Source organism: Pedobacter sp. (assembly GCF_045628745.1).
Lineage (GTDB): Bacteria > Bacteroidota > Bacteroidia > Sphingobacteriales > Sphingobacteriaceae > Pedobacter.
In genome coordinates this window covers 1-3,046 of sequence record NZ_JAZQPU010000487.1, presented here as the reverse complement: position 1 = coordinate 3,046, position 3,046 = coordinate 1, and the positions used below count along the sequence as shown (strand labels likewise).

Sequence of the window (3,046 nt, the reverse complement as noted above, 5' to 3'; positions counted from 1 at the left end):
CTGCAGCCCAGACAATTAAATGTCCCATCAATTGATAAGGATGTGTAGTTACTGTAACTGTTTTTGGTTGAGCAAGCTGATGTCTGCCTTTTTCTTTATGATCCCAATAAGCAAATAAACCTGCGAAAAACAAACCACCCAAAATATTACCTTTTGTAGAAAGCAATACAGTTTGTGCATCACTTACAAAAAGCTGGTAATTAATTAAGGCGTAAACAAGTTTATAACCGATCAGGAAGCCAAATAAGCCATTATAAATCAGCTCTGCTGTAGTTGCAGGCTTGCCAATTACAACTGTACTTTTAACAGGATGAATTAACCCTAATGCTTCTTTGCGCTGTAGCTCTTTTGTAAAAGCCCAATAACCGGCAACAAAAGCCAAGGCTACAAATACACCGAAGGTATTAAAGGGCAAAGGAATCTGGACACCAAAAAGATATTCAATAAAATGAGATACAGTAGGAAACATACTTAAAAAAGGTTTTTATGCGAATATAGGATTAATGTGCTAATACTTGGTCGCATTCTGTAACTTCTACCTCACCCTCGGCCGTTATAGCCACCAGGTTTACAGCTTTAATTTCATTGACCATCACCGGATCATATTTAGCCCTTACTTTAACATAGTTCTTCGTAAAACCATGCATAAAGCCACTTTTATGATCATCTTCAAATAAAACCTCTCCTACGGTACCTAGCTGACTTTCATAAAAAGCTCTTCTTTTCTTCTCAGATAAGATGTGTAACATTTTATTACGATCGGCACGTGTGCTACCCGTTACACTGCCCGGCATATCTGCTGCTGCAGTCTGTTCGCGTTCAGAATAAGTAAATACGTGGAGATAAGAGATATCCAGTTCATTTAAAAACTGGTAGGTTTCCAGGAAATCTTCATGCGTTTCGCCGGGGAAACCCACAATAACATCTACACCAATACAACAGTTAGGAATCAATGCTTTAATGGTGGCCACACGTTCTGTATACAGTTCGCGTTGGTAACGTCTTTTCATCAGTCCTAATATTTTATTAGAACCTGATTGCAATGGGATATGGAAATGAGGAACAAATCTTTTTGAGGAAGCCACGAAAGTAATGATTTCATTACTGAGCAAATTAGGCTCAATAGAAGAGATCCTGATTCTTTCAATGCCTTCTACTTCGTCTAATGCTTTCACCAGGTCGAAGAATTTATCTTCCCGCTGACCATCGCGAATACCGAAATCACCTAAATTAACCCCGGTAAGTACAATTTCTTTAACACCGCTTTCGGCAATTTGCTGTGCGCGGTTAACTACATTTTCTATGGTATCACTTCTGCTGCCACCACGTGCCAAAGGGATAGTACAATAGGTGCATGGGTAATCACATCCGTCCTGAACTTTCAAAAAAGTACGGGTACGGTCGCCAATAGAATAGGCAGCAATGAAGTTATGGTTTACCTTCTCAATATTTTGTTGGTGAACGATAGCTTTAGGCTGTTTGGTAAGGTCTGTGATAAATTCTACAATTCTGAATTTCTCTGCAGCACCCAATACCATGTCTACACCTTCAATTTCTGCAATTTCTGTAGGCTTAAGCTGTGCATAACAACCTACAATAGTTACATAGGCATCTGGTGAATATTTTAAGGCTTCTTTTACCACCTTTCGGCATTTTTTATCGGCGTGCTCAGTTACTGAACAAGTGTTGATGACATATACATCAGCACCAGCAGTAAAATCAACTACAGCATAACCAGCATCGGTAAATAAACGACCGATGGTTGAAGTTTCAGAAAAATTCAACTTGCAACCCAGGGTATAAAAAGCAACTTTTTTCATTCGTATTGTTTGTTTTTTAACGGTAACGAAGCCAGGAAGTAGCTTATTTGTTATTGCTTACTCCTTATGGTTTCATTGGTATGTTATTTCTTTATGAGTGATGAAACCAGGAGGAGCATATTATATATAGTTTGATCCTGATGGTTTGCTTAATTCACTATAATTTGCAAAGATACTGTTTTGGATGGCTTATCACTTTGCTTAGCTGTTGCGTATTGTAAACTTTATATAAAATTACTCACTCCAGCGATAGCTTTCCTGCTCCAGACCAGCAAGGTCTATTACCCTGCTTACTACCGTCTGCGCTACCTCTTCTATGGTTTTCGGTAAGCTATAAAAGGAAGGGTTAGCCGGACAAATAATACCACCGGCTTCGGTAACAGCCTTCATATTATTGATATGGATTAAACTGAAAGGCGTGTCGCGTGCTACGGCTATTAATTTTCTGCGCTCTTTCAATATCACATCTGCTGCACGGGAAATTAAGTCGTTGGAGATGCCATGGGCAATTCTACCCAAGGTGCCCATGGAGCAGGGAACAATAATCATGGTATCGTATTTTGCAGAACCGGAAGCAAAGGGGGCATGGAAATCCATCTTTTGGTAAAAGTCGAAAGGATAATCGTCATAAGCCTGGTTGCCGAGCTCAAAGCGCCACACCTCTTTGGCATTGTCTGACATGACTACTCCAACGCGCTCTACCTGAGCGGATAACAGTTTTAAATTATCCAATAAAAGTTTGGCATAAATGGAACCGCTGGCACCTGTTACGGCAACAATAATTTTCTTCTTCTGCATAGATGGCATAAAGATACAATCTTTAGCATAAAAAAAGGGCCGGGTACAAGTACCCGACCCTACATCTACCTATGAAAAACATACCCTCTAAAGGGTAAGTTCAAATGTAATTATCTTTTCTTAATAATGAAAGTTAATCGTGTCTTTTTTAATAGGGTATAGTGTTTAAGGAAATTTGAGGAAATAAAAATAAAATGAAAAACTAATCTGCCTGAAAGCTAATTAATTAGGGATTTTCTTGCAGAAATCTTCAAATAAATTTGAATGTTCTCAAAAAGTTTGTACTTTTGTCAAACTGAAAAACATGGTGGTTTTAGCTCAGTTGGTTAGAGCATCGGTTTGTGGTACCGAGGGTCGTGGGTTCGAGCCCCATATTCCACCCCAAGTTTTTGAAAGCAGTTCTGAAAAGAACTGCTTTTTTTGTTTAG

The 3,046-nt window shown here is 38.9% G+C and carries 2 protein-coding genes, 1 tRNA gene and 1 pseudogene; 1 reads left to right on the top strand and 3 read right to left on the bottom strand.

Annotation, left to right across the window (positions count from 1 at the left end; genetic code table 11):
- From ACR2F7_RS17845 to ACR2F7_RS17835, 3 genes and pseudogenes are all read right to left on the bottom strand, one after another.
- A pseudogene (locus tag ACR2F7_RS17845) lies at positions 1-469 on the bottom strand (diacylglyceryl transferase); the annotation flags it as partial.
- Positions 470-500: 31 nt separating this feature from the next.
- Complete coding sequence (gene mtaB, locus ACR2F7_RS17840) at positions 501-1,820, bottom strand: tRNA (N(6)-L-threonylcarbamoyladenosine(37)-C(2))-methylthiotransferase MtaB (RefSeq protein ID WP_432714890.1); 1,320 nt, start codon at positions 1,818-1,820, stop codon at positions 501-503.
- Positions 1,821-2,054: 234 nt separating this feature from the next.
- Positions 2,055-2,618 (bottom strand): UbiX family flavin prenyltransferase, encoded by a 564-nt coding sequence (locus ACR2F7_RS17835; RefSeq protein WP_432714889.1) that lies wholly within the window; start codon positions 2,616-2,618, stop codon positions 2,055-2,057.
- A 307-nt stretch (positions 2,619-2,925) separates the two neighbouring features.
- On the opposite strand from ACR2F7_RS17835, the gene ACR2F7_RS17830 reads away from it, so the two are divergent.
- Positions 2,926-3,002 (top strand) — tRNA-His (locus ACR2F7_RS17830).
- Positions 3,003-3,046: the final 44 nt, after the last annotated feature.

Excerpts from the sequence above, each read along its gene's own strand:
- mtaB (WP_432714890.1), bottom strand. The coding sequence starts at position 1,820 with ATGAAAAAAGTTGCTTTTTATACCCTGGGTTGCAAGTTGAATTTTTCT.
- ACR2F7_RS17835 (WP_432714889.1), bottom strand. The coding sequence starts at position 2,618 with ATGCAGAAGAAGAAAATTATTGTTGCCGTAACAGGTGCCAGCGGTTCC.